Below are 21,184 nucleotides of genomic sequence, written 5' to 3' on the forward strand. Positions count from 1 at the left end.
ACCCGGCCGTCAGAGGTCCCGCTGCTCCAGCGGCTTGGTCGCCGGGCCCTGGATCACCTTGCCGTCCGTGTCGAAGCGGGAGCCGTGGCAGGGGCACTCCCAGGCGCGTTCGGCCGAGTTGAAGGCGACCAGGCAGCCCAGGTGGGTGCAGCGGGCGGAGACGGAGTGCAGGTTCCCGTCGTCGTCCCGGTAGACGGCGAGGCGGTGGTGCCCGTCGGCGCGGACCACGGCACCCTCGCCGGGCGGCAGGGACTCCACCGGCGGCGAGGGCCGCAGCCGGTCCCCGACGAAGTGGCCGGCGACCTTGGCCTGGGTCTTGAGGAACGCCGGCGCCTCTCGCACGGCTGGCTTCAGCCGGCGCGGGTCGTACAGCCCGCTCCACTCGCGCTCCTCGCCGGTGATCTGCGCGGCGAGGAGGCTGCCCGCCATGATGCCGCCGGTCATGCCCCAGCCGCCGAAGCCGGTGGCCACATAGGCGTGCCGGGCGCCCGGATGCAGGGGGCCGACCATCGGCACCGTGTCGGTCGGGGTGTTGTCCTGCGTGGCCCACCGGTTGGTGACGTCCAGGTCCGGGAAGTGCTCGACGGCCCAGGCCGTGAGGCGTTGGAAAGCGGCCCTCGGGTCGCCCGTGCCCGGCGTGAAGTGCTCACCGGTGACGATGAGCAGACGCCGGTCCCCTTCGTATGGTGCCGTGCGCACCGAGCGGGTGTTCTCGTCCGGCGTGATGAACATGCCGTCCGGATCCTGGTCCGCGGGGATCGTCCCGGCCACGACCAGTTCGCGCTTCGGCGTCAGCCGGGCGAACAGCAGGGCCCGGTCGAAGATCGGGTAGTGCGTCGCGACGACGACGTCCCGGGCCCGCACCGTCGCCCCGGTCGTGGTCGACAGCCGGCATGGCTCGCCCTCGTCCAGACCGAGGACCGTGGTGTCCTCGAAGATCCGCCCGCCGCGCTCGACCAGGTCGGCGGCGAGGGCCAGCAGGTACTTGCGGGGGTGGAACTGGGCCTGGCCGGTGACCCGGACCGCGCCCGCCACCGGGAAGGGCAGCCCGGTCTCCGTCACGAACGAGGCGGGCAGCCCGGCCTTGGCGGCCGCCCGGGCCTCGGCGCGCAGCTCCTCCACCCGGCCCGCGTCGCAGGCGTACGTGTAGGCGCTCCGGGTCTCCCAGTCGCAGTCGATGCCCAGTTCCCCGGCGATCCCGGCCGCGCGCTCGATCGCCGCGGACTGCGAACGGGCGTACAGCCGCGCGCCCTCGGGGCCGCGGGTGCGGCGCAGCTTGTCGTAGACGAGCGTGTGCAGGGCGGTGACCTTGGCGGTGGTGTGCCCGGTGACCCCGGCCGCGACCCGCCCGGCCTCCAGTACGGCCACGCTCCGACCGGCCCGCGTCAGCTCCCACGCCGTGCTCAGTCCGGCGATCCCGGCGCCGATCACCGCCACGTCGACGTCCAGGTCCTCCGTCAGGGCCGGATGGCGGCCGTCGGGTGCCGTCTCCATCCAGTACGAGCTGCTGACCTGCTGCTTCTCGCTCATGCGCCACCGAGTACCCCCGACAGCCCGCTTCAGTGTCCGGCGTGTCGCTTTACAGAAGGGCCCGGCAGGACTAACGTACAACCAAATGGTTGTAGAAGTGAGTGGGCTGAACGACGAGACGGTGGACCGGCTGTTCCACGCCCTGGCCGACACCACCCGCCGGGACATACTGCGCCGCTGCGTGCGCGGGGAGCTGTCGGTCTCCCGGCTGGCCGAGGCCTATCCGATGAGCTTCGCGGCGGTGCAGAAGCACGTCGCGGTGCTGGAACGGGCCGGCCTCGTAGCCAAGCAGCGCAGCGGACGGGAGCAGCTCGTGCGCACCGACCCCGACGCGGTGGGCCGCGCCCGCCAGGCCCTCGACGAGCTCGAGTCGGCATGGCGCGGGCGCGTGGAACGGATGGCCCGGCTGCTCGCGGAGGACCCCGGTAGCGAAGAGAACGACACTCCGGAAGGAACCGAGAGATGAGCGTCACCAGTGTCGACAAGGACCTCGACCACCTCACCCTCACGCTGATCGCCGACTTCGCCGCCCCGGTGGAGCGGGTGTGGCGGCTGTGGGCCGACCCCCGGCAGCTGGAGCGCTGGTGGGGCCCGCCGTCCTACCCGGCGACCGTGGAGGAGCACGACCTGACCCCCGGCGGAGAGGTCACGTACTTCATGACCGGCCCGGAGGGCGACCGGCACCGCGGCTGGTGGCGTGTCTCCTCGGTCACCGAGCCGACGGCCCTGGAGTTCACCGACGGCTTCGCCGACGACGACGGAAAGCCCAAGGACGACATGCCGACCATGTCCGTGACGGTGCGGCTCACCGAGCACGGCGGCGGGACCCGGATGGAGATGCGCTCCCTCTTCGACTCCCGTGAGCAGATGGAGCAGATGGTGTCCATGGGCATGGAGGAGGGCCTGAAGGAGGCCGTCGGCCAGATCGACGCCCTGCTGGCCGCCTGACCGCCCGGATCAGGGCCGACCGCCCCGATCACGACCGCCGCAGCAGCCGCTTGCGGCACTCCGCCACATCGAAGTCCGGCTCCGGATACCGCGGATCCAGCTCCCGCAGATGCTCCAGGAGCAGCGTGCTGACCGCCCAGTTGCGGTACCACTTGTGGTCGGCCGGGACCAGGTACCAGGGCGCGTACGAGGTGCCGCAGCGCTCCAGGGCCCTCTCGTAGGCGTCCTGGTACGCGGGCCACAGGGCGCGGTCGTCGATGTCGGACGGGGCGAACTTCCAGCGCTTCTCCGGCTTGTCGAGGCGCCTGAGCAGGCGGCGGCGCTGCTCGTCGTAGGAGAGGTGCAGGAAGCACTTGACCAGGGTCACGCCGTCGTCGGCGAGGGACCGCTCGAAACGGTTGATCCGCTCGTAGCGGCTTTCGATCACGGCGCGCGGCGCGAGGTCCCGGACGCGGGCGACCAGGACGTCCTCGTAGTGCGAGCGGTCGAAGATGCCCAGTTCGCCGGGGAGCGGGAGCGCCTTCTCCACACGCCACAAGAAGGAGTGCGCGCGCTCCTCGGCGGTCGGTGCCCCGAACGCCGTGATCCGGCAGCCGGCCGGATTGAGCAGCCCGATGACGTGCTTGACCGTGCCGCCCTTGCCGCTGGTGTCCATGCCCTGCAGGACCAGCAGGACGCGGCGCCGGTCACCCGCGGTGCTCGCCGCCCACAGCCGTTCCTGAAGTCCGGCGAGCCGCTCACCGATCCGGGCCGTGGCGGCCTTGCCCGCGGCCTTGCCGCCCGGACCGCCGGGGGTGGCGGCGGCGTCGTGCCGGGCCAGGTCGACCGGCTCGCCGCCGGGGAGGCGCAGCCGCTCCCGCAGCGAGGCCCCGCGCTCGTCCCCGTCCTGCTTCTTCCTGTCCTTCTCCGTCACCGGGCCCCCTTCCGGTCCTGTGCCTCGATCGTCTGCCGGGGCGCCGGGGTCCGCATCCGGCGCCCCGGACGGGAGCGGAGCCGTGCCTACCGGCGCCAGGGGCCCGTCACCGCGAACGTGGTGCCGGGGGTGTAGCAGTTGACGTACATCGTGTCGCCGTCGGGCGAGAAGGTCACCCCGGCGAACTCGCCCCACTCGGGCTCCTCCGGGGAGCCGATGTTCTGCCTGCCGCGGGCCATCGCGTACACCTCGCCGCGCCGGGTCACGCCGAAGACGTGCTGGGCGCCGTTGCCGTCCTCGCAGACCATGAGGCCGCCGCTGGGCGCGAGGCAGATGTTGTCCGGCGACTCTCCCGGCATCTGGACGTCGGTGTCCGGACCGAAGACGATCACCAGCGTCAGCCGTCGCCGGTCCGGGTCGTAGCGCCAGATCTGCCCGAAGTGGTCGGCCGCCGACCCCTCCGCGCTGCGGGCGAACGACGACACGAAGTACACCGACCGGCCGCCCCAGTAGCAGCCCTCCAGCTTCTGCGCGTGCGTGATGCCCCCGCGGCCGAAGTCCTGGAACCGGATCGGAGTCTGCGCCGCCTGCGGGTCCGGTACGTCCACCCACTCGATGCCGTCGAACTCCGCGCCGATGTCCTGGATCGAGGACAGGTCCGGCACGCCGGGCACGCGCATGGCCTGGAGCCGGCCGCCCGCGCGCAGCGAACCCCGCCCGCCGAGCGGCCGGTTCGGCAGGAAGCGGTAGAACAGGCCGAAGGGCTTCTGGAAGGCGTCCTCCGTCTCGTACACCACGCCCCGCCGGGGGTCGACGGCGATCGCCTCGTGCTGGAAGCGGCCCATCGCGGTCAGCGGTACGGCTCCCGTGCGGTGCGGGTCGACCGGGTCGACCTCGAAGATGAAGCCGTGGTCCTTGGTGTAGCCGTTGGTGCCCGCCCTGTCCTCGGTCTCCTCGCAGGTCAGCCAGGTGCCCCAGGGGGTGGGGCCGCCCGCGCAGTTCACGGCCGTGCCGGCGATCGCGACGCGTTCCGACAGGACGTGGTTGCGGGAGTCCAGCGTCAGGGCCGTGCAGCCGCCCTTGCCCGCCGGGTCGTAGGTGAGGCCCTCGACCGTCGGGACCGGGATCCTGCCGTCGGCGCGGTTCTCGTGGTTGCGGACCAGATGGACCCGGCCGCCTCTGCCCGCGAAGGCCGACATGCCGTCGTGGTTCGAGGGGACCTTGCCCTCGCCGGAGCGCAGCGGGTCTCCCTCGCGGGACAGGACCCGGTAGCGGAAGCCCTCCGGCAGGTCGAGCAGGCCCTTCGGGTCGGGGACGAGCGGGCCGTAGCCGCCGCCGTGGCCGAGGTCCTGGGCGGCGGCGGTACCGGCGAAGAGTTCGGACAGGGCACCGGAGAACGCGATCCCGGCGCCCAGGGCGCCCGTCCCGGCGAGCATCTGACGTCGTGTGGCGATACGACCGGATGTGGACATGGGGAAACCTTCCTGCTGGCGGACAGGAACTGTGATCCCGCTGTGTCTATCACCTGGTGCGGGTCGCGGGAACCACACGCGTAGCGTGGCTCACTGCTCGACCGCGCGCCGCAGCTCGTCGATGGCCTGTTCGGCCGTGTCGACGGGGTGGTCCGCCGGTGCCGGTGCCGGCCGGTCCCCCTCCTCCGGGTGAGCCCCTTCGGCCCCCTCTTGGTGACCCCTCTCCAGGAACCGCAGGAGCTCCACCGGGATGGGCAGCACCAGCGTGGAGTTCTTCTCCGCCGCCACGGCCATGACCGTCTGGAGCAGGCGGAGCTGGAGCGCCGAGGGCGTGTCGGCCATCTGCTGGGCGGCCTGGGACAGCTTCTTCGAGGCCTGGTACTCGGCGTCGGCGTTGATCACCCGGGCCCGCCGCTCGCGGTCGGCCTCGGCCTGGCGGGCCATGGAGCGCTTCATCGTGTCCGGCAGGGAGACGTCCTTGATCTCCACGCGGTCGATGGTCACGCCCCACTCCACGGCCGGGCTGTCGATCATCAGTTCCAGGCCCTGGTTGAGCTTCTCCCGGTTGGACAGGAGGTCGTCCAGCTCGCTCTTGCCGATGATCGAGCGCAGGGAGGTCTGTGCCATCTGGGAGACCGCGAAACGGTAGTCCTCGACGTTGACGACCGCGGCCGCCGGGTCCACGACCTTGAAGTACACGACCGCGTCGACCCGCACGGTCACGTTGTCGCGGGTGATGCCCTCCTGGGCGGGCACCGGCATGGTCACGATCTGCAGGTTGACCTTACGCATCCGGTCCACCGCGGGGACGATGAGGTTGAACCCGGGCCGCCGCACCTCCCCGTGCAGCCGTCCGAGCCGGAACACGACCCCGCGCTCGTACTGCTTGACGACCCGCGCCGCCGAGGCCAGATACACCAGCCCCCCGGCTGCTGCCGCCGCCACCGCCCCGATCAGCTCTTCGACCATGCCGACCTCCCCGTCCAGAGGTCCGATTCATCTACTGATGTAACGATATGCCTTCAATCGGGGTCGGGGCCATGTCCGGGGAGCCGGGCCGGACACGCGAAGGTCCGGGGCGCGCCGCTGAGGCGCGCCCCGGACCAGGGGGTGGCGGAGTTGGTTCCGGCTGCGTCACCCGGCTACGTCACTACGCGGCCGTGACCTTCTCGGTCTCCCGGGCCGGCTCCGGCTCCGTGACCTTCACCGGCTCCGTACCGGTCGCGCTGTGGCGTTCGGCCCAGCTCTCCAGGGCCGTGCGGCAGGCGTGGTCGACGTGGTGCAGACCCGAGAGGTCCAGCTCGACCGGGCGGTCCTGGGGCAGGCTCTCCAGGCTGTCGAGGATCTTCGGCAGCCGCAGGAACGTCGCGTTGCCCGACAGGTACGCCTGGATCGGACCGGCGCCCTTGTCGATGACCTCCAGCTTGACGTGCGAGGCCTCCCAGGCGGTCTTGACGACCGACAGGGCCAGACCGATCAGGACGCCCTCGAACATGTTCACCGCGACGATCGCCACGGCGGTGACGACGAGGATCAGCGCCTCGCCCTTGTGAGCCCGCCACAGCGCCACGACCTGGCGGAACGGGATCAGCTTCCAGCCCGCGTGCACCAGGATGCCGGCGAGGGCGGGCAGCGGGATCAGGGCCAGGGCCCACGGCATCGCGGCGGCGAACAGCAGCAGCCACACGCCGTGCAGCACCCGGGACGCCTTGGTCTTCGCACCCGCGTTGACATTCGCCGAGCTGCGGACGATCACCGCGGTCATGGGCAGCGCGCCGAGCAGACCGCACACGGTGTTGCCCGCGCCCTGGGCGATCATCTCCTTGTTGTACTGGGTACGCGGACCGTCGTGCAGCCGGTCCACGGCCGCCGCGCTGAACAGGCTCTCCGCGGAGGCGATCAGCGCGAACGCGATGATCGTGCCCCAGATGGCCGGGCCGGCCAGCTCACCGAGGGCTCCGGTCCCGGGCGGCTGGATGACGCCGAGGAGGCCCTCCACCTCGACCGTGGCGACCGGCAGGCCGAAGGCGAGCGTGGCGAGCGTGGCCAGGACCACCGCCGCGAGGGCGCCCGGCACGGACTGCACGGCCTTCGGCAGCTTCTTCCACAGCACGATGACGGCGATGGCGCCCGCGCCGATCGCGAGCGACGTCATGGCCTCGGTGCTGCCCAGGGCGTCGGTGAACGCCCCCGGCAGCCCCGCGATCTTGCCGATGCCGGACTCCGGCGCCTTCAGGCCCGCCGCCGCGTAGATCTGCCCGGCGATGATCACCAGGCCGATGCCGCAGAGCATGCCCTCGACGACGGAGACGGATATCGCCCTGAACCAGCGGCCTATCCCCAGGAAGCCCATGGCGAGCTGGAGCAGACCGGCCATCAGCACGATCACACCGAGCGCGGCCACGCCGAACTCGCTGACGGCCTCGAAGACCAGCACGGTCATGCCCGCGGCGGGCCCGGACACCTGGAGGCTGCTGCCGGGCATGAGGCCGGTGACGAGGCCGCCCACGATGCCGGTGATCAGGCCGAGTTCGGCCGGGACTCCGGAGGCGACGGCCACGCCGATGCAGAGCGGCACGGCGACGAGGAAGACGACGATGGAGGCGAGGAAGTCCTGCCTCAGGTAAGGGAACTTGGTCATGGTGTCCCTCACAGGGTCTCGAAGGTGTCGGTCTCCGCGTGGTGCTGCCGCACGGTTCCGGTGTGCACTTCGTAGAACCAGGCGTGCAGGCCGATGCGGCCCTCCGCCAGCCGGCGCTCGACGCACGGGTACGACCGCAGGCGCAGCACCTGGGTGAGGACGTGGTTCTGCACGGCTTCGGCGACCGTCGGGTCGGCCGGGTCGTCGCACTTGGGCTCTTCGGCGGCGTGCGCGAGCCAGTCGCGCACCGCCGGTACGGCGGCGAGGTCGTCGCCCCGGACCACCGCGCCCACGGCACCGCAGTGCGAGTGGCCGCAGACCACGATGTCCTTGACGCCGAGCACTTCCACGGCGTACTCGATGGTGGCCGCCTCGGACGTGGGGTGCTCCAAGGCGTACGGGGGGACGATGTTGCCCGCGGTGCGCAGCTCGAAGAGCTCGCCGGGCCGGGCGCCTGTGATCAGGGCCGGTACGACCCTGGAGTCGGAGCAGGTGATGAACAGGACGTCGGGGGACTGGCCCTCGGCGAGGCGGGCGAACTCCTCAGGGCGCTGTCCGAACGTGCGGGCGTTGTCGATGAGGGGTTGCATAAGTGGTGACTCCTCCTGGCGCGCAGTGGGGGCGCGTCGGACGGGCAGGACAGAGGTGGGGGATGGAACTGCTCTGTTCCTCAGCAGCGGAAGACCTGAAGCGCTGCCGGTGTGTGTGACGCCGAGGATCTCGACGTGCGTTCGTGTGCGACGCCGGGTGTGACCCGGTCCGCTGCTGTCGGCGGGATGTGCCTCAGCAGGTGCCGATCGGGCGCCGAGGGCGCCGAGTCGGTGCCGTGGAACCGGTCGCGGGTCCGCAGGGGGCCGGTCGGGCCCCCATGGTGTCCGGCGCGGCAGGTCGCGATCTCGTCGCGCAGAGCCTTCCCGGAGAACTTGGTTCCGGGGCGGGTAGACATGCCGGAAGGTTCAGTTCCGGGCTGAGCCTTGGCCTCGACTTCACTGGGCGTGTGCGCGGATGCGAAGGACGCAGTGGGTGCGAAGAACTGGAGGGCGAGCAGGACGGCGGCGAGGATCGAAACCACGGTCCGTACCGTCGTACCTCGGTACATGCGCCCCCCTTCAAGTGATCCGCACATCTAGCGTTGACCAACACTTGGTCAATGACTAGTCAAGAAACACGTTAACCCTGCAAAGCCGTTTGCAGGGTTAACTTAACGTTTCAAGCTGAAGAGAGCCTGAAAACCGTAGGTGGGCTGGCTTGAACCAAGCCTGATTACCGAGGGTTTGTCAGCTTGGCCGCGTCGCGGGCCAGGGCGGTGAGCCGGGAGATGGCCCGGAAGTACTTCTTGCGGTAGCCGCCGTTCAGCATCTCCTCGCTGAAGAGCTGGTCGAAGGGCACGCCGGAGGCCAGCACGGGCACTTCACGGTCGTAGAGCCGGTCCGCGAGGACGACGAGCCGCAGGGCCGTCGACTGGTCGGGCACCGGCCGCACGCCGGTGAGGCAGACGGCCTTGATCCCGTCGGTCAGGGCGCCGTACCGGCTGGGGTGGACCCTGGCCAGGTGTTCCAGGAGGGGCGGGAACGCGTCGAGGGACGCGCCCTCGGTGGCGTGCGCCGCCTTGGTCACCTGTTCGTCGGAGTACGGCGGCGGTGCCTCGGGCAGGCCGCGGTGGCGGTAGTCCTCGCCGTCGATGCGCAGGGCGCGGAAGTGGGCCGACAGGCCCTGGATCTCGCGCAGGAAGTCGGCCGCGGCGAACCGGCCCTCACCGAGCTTGCCGGGCAGCGTGTTGGAGGTGGCGGCGAGCGCGACGCCCGCGTCGACGAGCTTGCCGAGCAGGGTGGAGACCAGGACGGTGTCGCCGGGGTCGTCGAGCTCGAACTCGTCGATGCACAGCAGGCGGTGGCCGGACAGGGTCTGGACGGTCTGCTGGAACCCGAGGGCGCCGACCAGGTTGGTCAGCTCCACGAAGGTGCCGAACGCCTTGAGCGCGGGCTCGGCCGGGGTGGCGTGCCACAGGGACGCCAGCAGATGGGTCTTGCCGACGCCGTACCCGCCGTCGAGGTAGACACCGCGCGGGCCGGCCGGGGCCTTCTTCGGCGCCCTGCCGAATCCGAACAGCCGCCGCCTGCCCGAGTCGGCCGTCCCGCCCAGACCCGCCGCGAAGCCCTCCAGGACCCGGACGGCCTCCGTCTGGCTGGGCTGGTTCGGGTCCGGGATGTACGTGCTGAACCGCACGGAGTCGAACCGCGGCGGCGGCACCATCTCGGCCACCAGCCGATCCGCGGGCACGTGCGGCTCACGGGCGCACAGGGAGAGCGGGGCCGCGTCGGTTATCGGGCCGGTTCCGGAAGGGGCGGGAGAAGGAGACACGGTTCACCATGCTACGGCGCGTGGAACACTGCACGGCATGCGACGTCTGTTCCCTGTGACCGATGAAACAGCAGTTCCGGACTCGGGCGGGAGGCCCGGGGAAGAGGAGCGCGGCGGGGCCGGGCGGGAGTGGAGTCTGGCCGAGCTGGCCGCCGCGTACGCCTATCCCGCGGCGGGGCCCGGCGGGCCGCTGCCGTGGCTGCGCGCCAACATGGTGTCCACGCTGGACGGGGCCGCCCAGCACGACGGCCGTTCGCAGCCCATCTCCAGCGCGACCGACATGCGGATCTTCGGCACGCTGCGGGCGCTGGCGGACGTCGTGGTCGTCGGCGCGCAGACGGTGCGCCAGGAGGGCTACCGGCCGGCACGCGCGCGTGCCGAGTTCGCGGAGCAGAGGGAGGCGGCCGGGCAGGGCCCCGCGCCCGCGATCGCGGTGGTCTCCGCCAGCCTGGACCTGGACTTCTCGCTGCCGCTGTTCACCTCGCCCCTGGTGCCCACCCTGATCCTCACGGGAGCCTCGGCCGCCCCGGACCGGGTCGCCGCCGCCGAGAAGGCGGGCGCCCGGGTGGTCACCGCCGGGGACGGCATCGGCGTGGACCCGGCCCGTGCCGTCCAGGCCCTCGCCGGCCTCGGCCACACCCGGCTGCTGACCGAGGGCGGCCCGCGGCTGCTCGGACAGCTGGTGTCGGCCGGCGTGCTCGACGAGCTGTGCCTGACCGTCTCCCCGATGCTCACCGCGGGCGATGCGCAGCGCATCGCCGGAGGGCCCGCCGTCACGGTGCCGCAGCGCTTCAGGCTGGTGTCGATGCTGGAGGAGGACGGCTTCCTGTACACGCGGTACGGGCGGTCCTGAGGTACTGAACCGCCCGGCACGGGGTACAGGTGTCGGCGGCCGGAAACCGGACCGGTCGGTAGGTCCGGTATCGGTGCGATGGTCGTCGCTGGTCCGGTAATCGGCGGAATATGCCGTTCCGTTTGGTTTCCGGAGGGCACACTGGATCCGGCAGTGCCCGTGCGACCACGGGGCAGGATGGTTTCCGCAGGGCCCGGGGCGGCCCACGGAGGAGTGGGGCCGCGGGCCCCCGGGAGCAGAAGGGGCGCCTGGTGTTCACAAGCGTATTGATGATCGAGAAGGCCCTGACGTCCGCCGACGTGGAGTTCGTCACGACCTTGCACGGGGAGGAGCCGGTCTCCTTCCAGGTGCTGCTCCAGCCGCGCGGCGAGCAGGCGGACCGGCTGCTGCGGGCCATCGACGACGTCGCGCTCGGCGAGCTCGACGAGGCCGTACGCGAGGGGGAGACGCCGGAGGGCGAGGACGCGCTGAGCGTCGGGCAGCGGGCGCTGGAGGTCTCGCTCGCGGCGTTGCGGGTGTCCGGGAGCGGGGCCGAGGGGCGGCTGATCGAGGACCATCCGCTGGACGCGCTGAAGTCTCTGGTGGAGGAGGTCGGCGCGGATGAGGTCATCGTGCTGACCGACCCCCATTACGTGGAGGAGTTCTTCCACCGGGACTGGGCTTCCCGGGCGCGGCACAAGGTGGGGGTGCCGGTGCTGAAGCTGTTCTCGCACAGCAAGGCGTAGTGCCTGGCACAGTGCCGCGCGCTCCTGAAATAGGCTGTGGGCGCTAACCGTCCTTGAACGCTCTTGGAGATCCGCATGGCACCCGGCCTTCCCACCGCCATGGACCGACCGCACTTCATCGGCATCGGCGGGGCCGGGATGTCGGGGATCGCGAAGATCCTCGCGCAGCGCGGGGCCGTCGTCGCGGGCAGTGACGCCAGGGAGTCCGCGACGGCCGAGGCGCTGCGGGCGCTGGGCGTGACGGTGCGCATCGGGCACGCCGCCGAGCACCTGGCCGACGACGCCAGCTGTGTGGTCGTGTCGTCGGCGATCCGGCGGGACAACCCCGAGCTGGCCCGGGCGGCCGAGCTCGGCATCCCCGTCGTGCACCGCTCCGACGCGCTCGCCGCCCTGATGGAGGGCCTGCGCCCGATCGCGGTCGCCGGTACGCACGGCAAGACGACCACGACCTCGATGCTGGCGGTGTCGCTGAGCGCGCTGGGCCTGAAGCCGTCGTACGCGATCGGCGGGGACCTGGACGCGCCCGGCTCCAACGCGCTGCACGGCGAGGGCGAGATCTTCGTCGCCGAGGCGGACGAGTCCGATCGCAGCTTCCACAAGTACGCGCCCGAGGTCGCGATCGTCCTCAACGTCGAGCTCGACCACCACGCCAACTACGCGTCGATGGACGAGATCTACCAGTCGTTCGAGACGTTCGTGGACCGCGTCACCGAGGGCGGCACGCTGGTGATCGCGGCCGATCACGAGGGCGCCCGCGAGCTGACGCGCCGGGTCGCGGGACGCGGCGTGCGGGTGGTGACGTACGGCGAGTCGCAGGACGCCGGCGTGCGCATCCTGTCGGTCGTGCCGCAGGGCCTGAAGAGCGAGGTCACCGTGGTGCTGGAGGGCAAGGAGCTGACCTTCACGGTCTCCGTGCCCGGCCGCCACTACGCGCACAACGCGGTGGCCGCGCTCGCGGCGGGCGTGGCGCTCGGCGTCCCCGCCGAGGAGCTGGCCCCGGCGCTGGCGGCGTACACGGGCGTGAAGCGGCGGCTCCAGCTCAAGGGCGAGGCCGCGGGAGTGCAGGTCATCGACTCCTACGCGCACCACCCCACCGAGATGACCGCCGACCTGGAAGCCATGCGCGGGGCGGCGGGCGACGCCCGGATCCTGGTCGTCTTCCAGCCGCACCTGTTCTCGCGGACCCAGGAGCTGGGCAAGGAGATGGGCCAGTCCCTGGCCCTGGCGGACGCCTCGGTCGTGCTGGACATCTACCCGGCCCGCGAGGACCCGATCCCCGGCGTGACCAGCGAGCTGATCATCGAGGCGGCCCGGGCGGCGGGCGCGGACGTGACGCCGGTGCACGACAAGGCGGACGTGCCCGCTGTGGTCGCGGGAATGGCGAAGGCCGGGGATCTCGTTCTCACCATGGGAGCGGGCGACGTCACCGACCTCGGCCCGCGCATCCTGGACCGTCTGTCGAACTGAGGGGCTGGAGGCTCATGCCGTACGACGTCGAGAAGCCGGACGAGCAGTGGCGCGCGGAGCTGACCCCGGGCGAGTACGCGGTGCTGCGCCAGGCGGCCACGGAGCCCGCCTTCACCGGTGAGTACACCGACACCAAGACCCGGGGCGTCTACTCCTGCCGCGCCTGCGGGGCGGAGCTGTTCACCTCGGACACGAAGTTCGAGTCCCACTGCGGCTGGCCGTCCTTCTTCGACCCGAAGGACACCGACGCGGTGGAGCTGATCGAGGACCGTTCCCACGGCATGGTCCGCACCGAGGTGCGCTGCGCCCGCTGCGGCTCCCACCTCGGGCACGTGTTCGAGGGCGAGGGGTATCCGACCCCCACCGACCAGCGGTACTGCATCAACAGCATCGCGCTGCGGCTGGCGCCGGGCGAGGGCTGAGGCGGGCCGCGGTCACCGGATCCGGCACTCCTTCTCCGTGAGGGGCTTCGTGTCCCCCGCGGTGCGGCTGCACAGAACCCGGGACTCGGCGGTGCCGTCGCCGGCCCGGCGGACCCGTTTGAGGACGATGCTGTGGCCGGTGCGGTCGCCGTACATCGGGGCCCGGGTGAAGTCGATGGTGCCGGTGGCCATGCCCTCGATCTTGACGTTGCGCAGGTTCACCCAGGTCGAGGCGCGGCTCTGCGGCCGGTCGTCGCGGGTGGCCGCCCAGTACAGGGCGCGGGTCGCGTCGTGGGCCAGCGCGGTCTGGCCGCTGGCCAGGGCGGGGCTGTCGTAGCGCAGGCGCCGGTCGTTCAGACCGGGCAGGTACGCGGCGGCCGCGAGGTAGAAGGTCGTCCTGGTGGCGGCCGCCTTCAGCTCGGCCAGGGCCGCGTGGTACAGCGTGACCTTCGGCGCGACGGACTGCCCGCCGGCGGTGAAGTCGGCCTTGGACAGGTCGTCGCCCGTGAAGATGGACAGGGGCTTTCCGGCGCAGCCCGGCTCGGTGCCCAGTTGGGTCATCAGGGGATCGACGTCCTCCACCCGGCCCGCGAAGTAGATCACGGACGGGACCTGGCCGCCCCGGCAGATCTCCTGGGCGTGCGAGCGGAGTTCGGGCTTGCCGCCGCTGAGGACGTAGCGGCGCGGCTTGAGCAGCGTGAAGCCCTGCCGGCGCAGCATCCGCTGGCCGTAGCGGGCCTGTTCGTCGGTGTACAGGTCGTCGGTCCTCGCCGTGTCGCGGGCGAGGACGAGGGCGTACTGCCGTTTGCCCGGGGTGCGCAACTGGGCCGCGATCAGGCCGAGTTGCTCGCTCTGCCACTCGTCGGTGGCGGCCAGGCTGAACCAGTTGGCGAACTCGCGGGGCAGATACGTGGCGGAGTTGGTGCCGGAGACGATCGGCAGACCGGCCTCCATGAGTGTGCGCGTCGTCGCCCTGCTCGACTCCAGGTCGCGGCCGGTGCCGACGACCCCCACCACGGTCGGGTCGTCGGCGGCGTACGCGGCGATGGCCCGGGCCATCTCCTCCTGGTGGCCCAGGTCCACGCCGCCGTTGGCGACCAGGACGCGCAGCTTCACACTGGAGTTCTTGTTGATGACGGCCTGCGCCAGATAGACACCCGCCAGCTCCTCGGAGCCCTTCACGAACGAGGAGCCGGCCGCGGGGTCGGCGCTCAGCGGCCCGGCGTAGACGATGGTGACGTACTTGCCGGAGTGGTGTGCGAGGACGTCCGCGTTCTGCCCGGCGATGCGGTCCTCCAGCTCGTCCACCGTCCAGGGCGTTTCGTCGTCGGCCGTCAGTGTCCTGACCTCGTCGGAGGGCTCGGGCGCGGGCAGCCAGTCGGCGAAGCGGACGCCGCCCGTCGCTATGCCTATGCACTCCGTGCCGCCGCCGGGTGCCCGTTCCAGCAGGGTGTCCCGGTTGGCGGTCAGGACGGATGCCGAGCAGTACCGGTCCTGGAGGGAGTCGGACCGCATGACGATGCCGGCGGCCAGCAGGGCGATCACCAGGAGCAGGGTGTGCAGGGCCCACACCAGCCGGGCGAGCGTCGGCCGGGTGGCGGCCCGCAGATGGCGGCGGCGTTCCTCGACGGGACCGAGCTGGTCGTGCGGCAGCGGAATCTTCATCACCCAGGGCAGGACGGACCGCTCCCGGCTGGGCGACTGCTCGGCGCGCAGGTTGCGGGCCCACTCCCGGTACCAGGTGCGCAGCCGCTCGCCGAACCGCGGCGGTGCGGTGTCCGGGTCGGGCGCCGTCCGGACCACGCCGCGCTCCAGGCGCGGCACGTCGGGGGAGCGGATCGCGGCGACCACCAGCAGCGGATCGAGCTCGCTGCGCCGGCTGCGGACGTCGCTGATGGCCCGGATCAGTTCGAGGCCGCCGTTGCGGTCGTCCGCGTGCGGCAGGAACAGCATGGGCGGGCGCGGCCGTTTGAAGCCGCGCAGGTCCCAGCTCCAGCGGCGGTGGTTGTCCCGCAGGTCCTCCCGCAGTGCCAGCACGCACAGCTGGAGGTGGAAGTCGCCGCCCGCCGCGAGGGCCTCGGCCACGTCGTACGCCCGGGCCGCGATCGCCTTCCAGGAGCGCACCGGCCGGAGCAGTGACACCTCGGTGGGATCGTCCTGGTCCGCCGCCCTGAGGAAGGTCGTCGTCATGAACCAGCGGCTCTCCCGGCGCAGCCACAGGAAGATCGGCGCCCGCCCCGGCAGGACGTAGTTGAGGACGGTCAGCAGCAGGAGGAAGGCGAGACCGGCCGCCACCGCCACGAACCAGTCGCTGCGGGCGAGGAGCGCGGCGAGCACGGTCACGAGGCTCGCGGGCAGGATGTGCGCCATGTCGAACAGCGGCAGGCCCGAGCGCCAGCGCGCGGTGCCCTCCGGGCGCCAGCGCTGCCGGGCCAGCTGGTCGAGCAGCCGCTGCCGCTGGTCCTGCCCGGCCTCGGGGCTGCCCGGGGCGGGCGCCGGCCAGGTGTCGCCGAGTGCCGCGACCGCGTCGTCGATGGCGTGCACCAGCCGCAGCCGCGGGAACGCGTAGCGCCGGTAGACCGCCTTCGGGCCGCCCCACTTCTTCGGGTCGCTCAGCGCCCGCACCATGGCCGCGGCTCGGCGCACCTCCGTGGGGCCCTCGTAGACGTCCTGCGCCACCGCGCAGCGCGTGCCGTGCGCCTCCTGGCCCGCGTACAGCTGCCGGACCAGCCCGGCCACGGCGTCGTCGTCCGCGCTGTCCTGCGGGTGCACGACGAACACCGGCATCGGTGGCTCGGCACTCGTGCGGAAGTCCTGGATGAGGATTTCGAGCTGATCCTGGAGGTGGACCCCGGCGCCGCTCTCCGGCATGCCGTCATGTCCCCCAGGGCAGTCCGGCGGCGTGCGATCAGCGTTCACCATGGGCAACCCCCGTTCACCTTCGGTGACTTACGAGGCTAGCCGCTGCGGGTGGGGTGCGAGTGGGTGACGAACGAACTTCACGAACGTTTCGGCTGGACCGCTCGACAGAAGGTCTTGAATGGACGAGCCGTCGATCGGTTGACTTTTGGCTGAGTGAGCCACAGGATTCCCGGGGTGACCCACTCCGCGCCCCTGCCTCCCGGCCCTCGACGAGGCCGCCCACCGCTGCCTCGTGGCCGGTTTCGCCGGCACCACGAGCGTGCCCGACACCCTCAAGCGGCTCGTCGACCGGGGGCTCGGCGGGGTCATCCTGTTCACCCGCAACGTGCGGGACGCGGAGCAGGTGCGGCGGCTCACCGGGGAGCTGCGGGCCCTGCGGCCGGACCTGCTCGTGGGCATCGACAACGAGGGCGGCGGGATCGGGCACCTGGTGGCCGCCGGCGCACCCGGGGTGCCCGGATCGTTCGCGCTCGGTGTCGCCGACGATCCCGGGCTGACCGCCCGCTGCGCCGACGCCCTGGCCGGGCATCTGGCCTCGCTCGGCATCACGGTCTCCTACGCCCCGGTCGCCGACCTCCAGCACCATCCCCGCAACCCGATCGTCCGCACCCGCTCCTTCGGTGCCGAGCCCGCGCTCGCCGCCCGGCATCTGCGGGCCTGGATCGCCGCCACCGAGCGGCGGGGCGTCGCCTCCTGCGCCAAGCACTTCCCCGGCCACGGCGGCACCGAGACCGACAGCCATCACGGCGTCGCCGTCGACCCGCGGCCGTACGACGAACTGCGCGCCGACCTCGAACCGTTCCGCGCGGCCGTCGACGCGGGCGTGCCGATGCTCATGAGCGCGCATGTCGTCTTCCCGGCGCTGGACCCCGAGCGGCCGGCCACCCTGAGCCGCCGCATCCTGAGCGATCTGCTCCGCCACGAGCTGGACTTCGACGGGGTCCTGGTCAGTGACGCGCTGGAGATGAAGGCCATAGCCGACCGCTACGGCGAGGCCGCCGGGGCGCGGATCGCCCTCGCGGCCGGTGCCGACCAGGTCATCGTGGCCGTGCCGGAGCTGGAGGTCACGCTGGCCTGCCGGGACGCGGTGCTCGGCGCGCTGCGCTCCGGTGTGCTGCCCGAGGAGCGGCTGTGGGAGGCCGCCGGGCGGGTGCGGCGGCTCGCCGGGCGGTACGCGGTGACGGGCGGGGCGGTCGGCGGCCGGGACGCGGGGGCCGGCGGCTGGGACGCGGAGGCCGGGCTGGAGGCCGCGCGGCGGGCCGTCCGCGGCGGTCCGGTGCCGGCGGTCGTGCGGGGCGCCCACGTCGTCGACCTGTTCCCGCCGCCGCACCCCGCGCTCAACTGGGGCGGGGAGGACCTGCCGACGGAGGTGCGCGCCGTCGACCCCACGGCCACGGGCACCGCGGTCACCGGGGAGCCGGCGGACCCGGCCGCCGTGGTGGCGGGGATCCTCGGGGAGTCCGGTGACGCGCCGCTGGTCGTCGCCACCTGCGATGCCGGGCTGCACCCCTGGCAGGAAGAGCTGCGGGCCGCCCTGCTGGCCCGGCGGCCCGACGCCGTACGGGTCGACACCGGGCTGCCGGAGGGCGGCGCGCTGTGCTCCTACGGGCGGGGGCGGGTGAATCTGCGGGCCGTCGCGGAGGTCCTGGCGGGCGGCTGAGCCCCTACGGCCTACGGCACCTGTACGACCTCCTTGATGCCGCGTGCCGCCAGGTGGGCGGCGTCGTCCGCCCGGGACGCCAGGACCACCGCGGGGCGGACGCCCTCGGTGCGCAGGGCCATCCACGCGTCGAAGTACGCGCCGCCCGGGCCGGACACGGAACGTGTGGACGGCGTGCAGTCCAGGACCAGGGCCGTGTCGCGGGGGTGGGGCGGGTGGTGCCCCGCGCGGACCTCGGCGACCGTCTCGGCCAGGGCGTTCGCGATCGGCTTGGCCCTGCCCCGCGCGTCGAACAGGCCCAGGGTGTACTCCAGTTCCGGGTAGTCGGCCAGGGCGCGGTCCACGTCGTGGGAGCACCACCACGTCACGCCCCACAGCCCCTCACACCCGGCCGCGTTCCGTACGGTCGCGCGGGCGAACTCGGGCGCGTCGGCCGCCGGGATGTGCGGTTCCGGGGCGCCCGTCTCCTGGACCCAGACCGGGCGGGCCGGGTCCTCGGCGTAGGCCTTGGCGAGTTCCGTGCCGTACTCGGCGAGGTGCAGCACCTGCGGGGAGCGGGGGCCGTAGCGGCGGGCGCAGTCGCCGGAGAACACCCAGGGGTGGACGGTGGTGACGTCGCCCTTGCGGGCCGAGGCCCAAGGGGTGAAGGGGTGGTCGTTGCCGTACCAGGCGGCGTCGTAGGCGGAGTGGGTCGCGAGCCGGCCCCGGGGGAGGTGCTCGCGGGTGGCGGCCAGCAGTGTGTCGAGGTAGTGGTCCACCTCGTCCGGGGTCACGGGATTGTGCTCGACGAGGTTGTTGAGCTCGTTGCCGAGCTGGAGACCGAGGAGGTTGGGGCGGCCGGCGAGGGCGCGGGCGAGGGTGCGCATGAGTTCGACCTGGGCGGTGACGGCCTCCGGGTCGGTGAAGACGTTGCGGTGGTGCCAGCTGCGGGTCCACTCCGGGTAGAAGTCGAAGCTGGACAGATGGCCCTGCACGCCGTCCACCAGGACATCGAGACCTGCCTCGGCGGCCAGGTCGACCAGCTGTGCCAGCTGGTCCACGGCGGCGGTGCGGATGAGCGTGCGGTTGGGCTGGAGGAGCGGCCAGAGGTGGAAGACCCGGACGTGGTCGAGGCCGAGCGCGGCGATCTGGTCCAGGTCCTCGCGGGCGTGCTTCGGGTCGAAGTCGTGCCAGGAGTGGAACCAGCCGCGGCGGGGTGTGTAGTTGACGCCGAAGCGGAGCGTAGGGATGGGATCCTCCTCGGGTCGGGGCTTGTGCTGGGTGCTTGCCCTGGGTGAATGCATCAATCACCATAGTCGGCAATGGATAATGAATTGAACCAGAGGCGTCGAGATGTGGTGGTCGGTCTCGACGCGGGCGGCACGCGCACCCGGGCGGTTCTGGCGACGGCGGACGACGGGCGTCCGGTGGGCGAGGGCGCCGCCGGACCGGGCAACGCCCTGACCGTGCCGCTGCCGCAGCTCACCGAGCACCTTGCCGAGGCCATCGGGCGGGCCGTGCCGGAGCAGGTCCGGGACCGGGTGGTGGCCGTGGCCGGCGGTTTCGCGGGCGCGACGGGAGCCGCCGACGAACCGGGGCGGCGCAACGCCCTGGCCGCCCTCACCGCCGCTCTGCACCGGCTGGGCATCGACGCCGGTCCGCCGGTCATCGGCAGTGACATCGAGGCGGCCTTCGCCTCCGCCCCCGGCGCCCCGGCCGACGGTCTCGCCCTGGTGGCCGGCACGGGCGCGGTCGCCATGCGCATCACCGGCCGCCGTGGCACCGTCACCGTGGACGGCGACGGCTGGCTCCTCGGCGACGACGGCAGCGGCTTCTGGATCGGCCGCGCGGCGGTACGGGCCGCGTTGCGCATGGCCGACGGCAGGGGCGCGCCGACGGTACTGGCGGAGGCGGTGGGGCGGGAACTCGGGGTCCCGGCCGACGCACTGCCCGGCGGGGCGTCCGGCGTGGCCGGCGGCGCGGTACGGAGACTGTCGCCCGAGGTGGTGCCGGGCACCGCGGAGGGCGCGCCGCGTGAGGGGCGGCAGGAGGAGGTGCCGCCGGTGACGGGGCCGAGCGCTGCGGGTGGGTGGTCGGCGGGCTCCGGGCAGTCCGGAGGGGCTGGGGACACGGGTGGGCGGTCGGCAGGTCCGGGGCAGTCCGAAGAGGCCGGGGCTGCGGGTCCGGGGGAGGCCGGTGCGGCTGGGACCGCGATCGGCGCGGCCGGAACTGCGGAGGGCACGCCGCGTGACGGACGGAACGAGGCGGCTCCGCCGGGGACCGGGCCGACGGCTGCGGGTGGGCGGCCGACGCGGCCGGGGCGGTCTGGAGGGGCTGGGGTTGTGGGTGAGGGGTCGGTGGGCCGGGGGCGGGGTGGTGTGGTCGGCGGCGCGGGTGGAGGGTCGGCGGGCCCGGAGCAACCTGGTGTGGCCGGGGACGCCGGCGGGCGGCCGACGGACCCGGGGCAGAGTGGAGTGACCGGCGGTCCGGGCGGAGGACCGACGGGCCCGGGGCAGGCTGGTGTGGCTGAGGGTTCGGGGCAGGCTGGTGTGGCCGGGGGCAACGCGCAGGCTGGTGTGGCTGAGGGTCCGGGGCAGGCTGGTGTGGCCGGGGGCAACGCGCAGGCTGGTGTGGCTGAGGGTCCGGGGCAGGCTGGTGTGGCCGGGGGCAACGCGCAGGCTGGTGTGGCTGAGGGTCCGGGGCAGGCTGGTGTGGCCGGGGGCAACGCGCAGGCTGGTGTGGCCGAGGGCCCGAGGCCCGCCGGTGTGGCCGAGGGCCCGGGGCAGGCCGGAATGGCCGGGGGCCCGGGGCAGGCCGGTGTGGCCAGGGGCCCGGGGCGGGTCGGTGGTGCCGGGGTCGGGCCCGGTGTGGCTGGGGCTTTCGGTGTCGTGCGGCGGCCCCTTCCGCCGCACGACCACATCCCCTGGTCCCGCCCCCACCGTGAGGCCTACCGCAGGCATCTGCTGCCCGTCGTCATGGCCGAGGCACCCATCCGTCTGGCGCGGCTCGCGCCGCTGGTCGTCGCCGCGGCGCGGGACGCCGGGGATCCGGTCGCCCTGGCGATCCTTGACGAGGCGGCGGATCAACTCACCGAGACCGTACGGGCGTTGGAGCCGAGAGCCGGGGAGCGGGTGGTCGCCACCGGTGGGCTGCTCGGGCCCGACGGGCCCCTCACCGACCGTCTCGAAGCCCGCCTCCGTCCCCTCGGACTGACCCTCGACTGGGTTCCCGACGGCTGCCGGGGCGCCGTCGCCCTGGCCCGTCTCGCGCACGGCGGCCGTACGTGACCGC

At 72.8% G+C, this 21,184-nt stretch carries 17 protein-coding genes; 8 read left to right on the forward strand and 9 right to left on the reverse strand.

Annotated features, from left to right (window positions below):
- Positions 1-9: 9 nt before the first annotated feature.
- Positions 10-1,530: an FAD-dependent oxidoreductase gene (locus QF034_RS31960; RefSeq protein ID WP_307178164.1), complete on the reverse strand. Its 1,521-nt coding sequence runs from the start codon at positions 1,528-1,530 to the stop codon at positions 10-12.
- An 85-nt stretch (positions 1,531-1,615) separates the two neighbouring features.
- Between QF034_RS31960 and QF034_RS31965 the strand changes: the two genes are divergently transcribed.
- Together QF034_RS31965 and QF034_RS31970 are read left to right on the forward strand one after the other, a co-directional pair.
- The gene (locus QF034_RS31965; protein ID WP_307178165.1) at positions 1,616-1,996 is read left to right on the forward strand and encodes an ArsR/SmtB family transcription factor; all 381 of its coding nucleotides are present in this window, start codon (positions 1,616-1,618) and stop codon (positions 1,994-1,996) included.
- Positions 1,993-2,478 (forward strand): SRPBCC family protein, encoded by a 486-nt coding sequence (locus QF034_RS31970; RefSeq protein ID WP_307178166.1) that lies wholly within the window; start codon positions 1,993-1,995, stop codon positions 2,476-2,478. Before QF034_RS31965 ends, QF034_RS31970 begins: the two co-directional genes overlap by 4 nt.
- 28 nt (positions 2,479-2,506) lie before the next feature.
- On the opposite strand, the gene QF034_RS31975 is transcribed toward QF034_RS31970, so the two are convergent.
- The 6 genes from QF034_RS31975 to zapE all read right to left on the reverse strand — a co-directional run bounded on the left by QF034_RS31975 (position 2,507) and on the right by zapE (position 9,865).
- Positions 2,507-3,391: a PPK2 family polyphosphate kinase gene (locus QF034_RS31975; RefSeq protein WP_307178167.1), complete on the reverse strand. Its 885-nt coding sequence runs from the start codon at positions 3,389-3,391 to the stop codon at positions 2,507-2,509.
- 86 nt (positions 3,392-3,477) lie between these two features.
- A complete protein-coding gene (locus QF034_RS31980; RefSeq protein ID WP_307178168.1) occupies positions 3,478-4,863 on the reverse strand; it encodes a PhoX family protein in 1,386 nt (461 codons plus the stop codon).
- 90 nt (positions 4,864-4,953) lie between these two features.
- Positions 4,954-5,832, reverse strand: coding sequence for a slipin family protein (locus QF034_RS31985; protein ID WP_307178169.1), 879 nt, complete (start codon positions 5,830-5,832; stop codon positions 4,954-4,956).
- Between the two features lie 181 nt (positions 5,833-6,013).
- Positions 6,014-7,504, reverse strand: a complete 1,491-nt coding sequence (locus QF034_RS31990; protein WP_307178170.1) for a SulP family inorganic anion transporter — start codon at positions 7,502-7,504, stop codon at positions 6,014-6,016.
- Between the two features lie 8 nt (positions 7,505-7,512).
- Positions 7,513-8,094, reverse strand: a complete 582-nt coding sequence (locus QF034_RS31995; RefSeq protein ID WP_307178171.1) for a carbonic anhydrase — start codon at positions 8,092-8,094, stop codon at positions 7,513-7,515.
- Between the two features lie 673 nt (positions 8,095-8,767).
- Positions 8,768-9,865, reverse strand: a complete 1,098-nt coding sequence (gene zapE, locus QF034_RS32000) for a cell division protein ZapE (protein ID WP_307178172.1) — start codon at positions 9,863-9,865, stop codon at positions 8,768-8,770.
- 37 nt (positions 9,866-9,902) lie between these two features.
- Between zapE and QF034_RS32005 the strand changes: the two genes are divergently transcribed.
- The 4 genes from QF034_RS32005 (at position 9,903) to msrB (ending at position 13,332) form a co-directional block, all read left to right on the forward strand.
- Positions 9,903-10,718, forward strand: coding sequence for a pyrimidine reductase family protein (locus QF034_RS32005; protein WP_307178173.1), 816 nt, complete (start codon positions 9,903-9,905; stop codon positions 10,716-10,718).
- 251 nt (positions 10,719-10,969) lie between these two features.
- The gene (locus QF034_RS32010; protein WP_307178174.1) at positions 10,970-11,443 is read left to right on the forward strand and encodes an indole-3-glycerol phosphate synthase; all 474 of its coding nucleotides are present in this window, start codon (positions 10,970-10,972) and stop codon (positions 11,441-11,443) included.
- A gap of 75 nt (positions 11,444-11,518) precedes the next feature.
- Positions 11,519-12,910, forward strand: coding sequence for a UDP-N-acetylmuramate--L-alanine ligase (gene murC, locus QF034_RS32015; protein WP_307178175.1), 1,392 nt, complete (start codon positions 11,519-11,521; stop codon positions 12,908-12,910).
- Positions 12,911-12,924: 14 nt separating this feature from the next.
- Positions 12,925-13,332 (forward strand): peptide-methionine (R)-S-oxide reductase MsrB, encoded by a 408-nt coding sequence (gene msrB, locus QF034_RS32020; protein ID WP_086559161.1) that lies wholly within the window; start codon positions 12,925-12,927, stop codon positions 13,330-13,332.
- A 12-nt stretch (positions 13,333-13,344) separates the two neighbouring features.
- Here the strand turns inward: msrB and QF034_RS32025 are convergent, their stop codons facing one another.
- The gene (locus QF034_RS32025) at positions 13,345-16,203 is read right to left on the reverse strand and encodes an ABC transporter substrate-binding protein (protein ID WP_307178176.1); all 2,859 of its coding nucleotides are present in this window, start codon (positions 16,201-16,203) and stop codon (positions 13,345-13,347) included.
- 283 nt (positions 16,204-16,486) lie between these two features.
- Here QF034_RS32025 and QF034_RS32030 point away from each other — a divergent pair, with 283 nt between their 5' ends.
- Complete coding sequence (locus QF034_RS32030; RefSeq protein ID WP_307178177.1) at positions 16,487-17,914, forward strand: glycoside hydrolase family 3 N-terminal domain-containing protein; 1,428 nt, start codon at positions 16,487-16,489, stop codon at positions 17,912-17,914.
- 11 nt (positions 17,915-17,925) lie between these two features.
- Here QF034_RS32030 and QF034_RS32035 read toward each other — a convergent pair whose 3' ends face one another.
- Complete coding sequence (locus tag QF034_RS32035; RefSeq protein ID WP_307178178.1) at positions 17,926-19,197, reverse strand: glycoside hydrolase 5 family protein; 1,272 nt, start codon at positions 19,195-19,197, stop codon at positions 17,926-17,928.
- Positions 19,198-19,227: 30 nt separating this feature from the next.
- Between QF034_RS32035 and QF034_RS32040 the strand changes: the two genes are divergently transcribed.
- Positions 19,228-21,180: a BadF/BadG/BcrA/BcrD ATPase family protein gene (locus QF034_RS32040; protein WP_307178179.1), complete on the forward strand. Its 1,953-nt coding sequence runs from the start codon at positions 19,228-19,230 to the stop codon at positions 21,178-21,180.
- Positions 21,181-21,184 lie beyond the last annotated feature (4 nt).

The organism is Streptomyces africanus, assembly GCF_030816955.1.
Lineage (GTDB): Bacteria > Actinomycetota > Actinomycetes > Streptomycetales > Streptomycetaceae > Streptomyces > Streptomyces africanus.